This is a genomic window from Microbacterium umsixpiens (genome assembly GCF_053543675.1).
This window is the reverse complement of record NZ_JBLVOH010000255.1, coordinates 1-684: the sequence shown is the minus strand read 5'-3', so window position 1 is coordinate 684 and position 684 is coordinate 1. Positions and strand designations below refer to the sequence as shown.

At 67.7% G+C, this 684-nt stretch carries 1 protein-coding gene; it reads left to right on the top strand.

What is annotated here, in order from left to right; translation table 11 throughout:
- Nucleotides 1-18: 18 nt before the first annotated feature.
- Nucleotides 19-669, top strand: a complete 651-nt coding sequence (locus ACNPM4_RS20895; RefSeq protein WP_448987043.1) for a DsbA family protein — start codon at nt 19-21, stop codon at nt 667-669.
- Nucleotides 670-684: the final 15 nt, after the last annotated feature.

Below are 684 nucleotides of genomic sequence, written 5' to 3'. Positions count from 1 at the left end.
CCTGTGTCTGGAGACCCCATGAAGAACTCTGTCAAAGCGACCCTGATCGCCATCGCCGTCGCCATCGTGCTGCTGATCGTCGGCATCGTGTTCGCCCTCAACCAGAAGGCGACCACCGCACCACCCGAAGGCGAGGAGCGGCCGACCGTCCGCACCGACTCGCACGTGCTCGACGACGGCGGCGAGGGCGCCGTCACCGTGGTCGAATTCCTCGACTTCGAGTGCGAGGCGTGCGGGGCGTTCTACCCGATCGTCGAAGAGCTGCGCGAGAAGTTCGACGGCGAGATCACCTACATCGTCCGCTACTTCCCGCTGCCGGGGCACATCAACTCCACCCAGGCCGCCCTCGCCGCCGAGGCGGCGGCGCAGCAGGATCGATTCGAGGACATGTACCACCGGCTGTTCGAGACCCAGGCGCAGTGGGGCGAGCAGCCCGAGGAGACACCAGAGGTGTTCCGTGGCTTCGCCGAGGACCTGGGCCTCGACATGGCTGCCTACGACGCCGCGATCGCCGACCCCGCCACCGCGGAACGCGTGCAGGCCGACAAGAGCGACGGCGAGAAGCTCGAGGTGAGCAGCACCCCGTCGTTCTTCGTCGACGGCCGGAAGGTCGAGCTGCAGGAGTGGGACGGCCTCGAGCAGGCGATCGAGAAGGCCGTCAACGGCTGACACGGCACGGCGGCT

Excerpts from the sequence above, each read along its gene's own strand:
- ACNPM4_RS20895 (WP_448987043.1), top strand. The coding sequence starts at position 19 with ATGAAGAACTCTGTCAAAGCGACCCTGATCGCCATCGCCGTCGCCATC.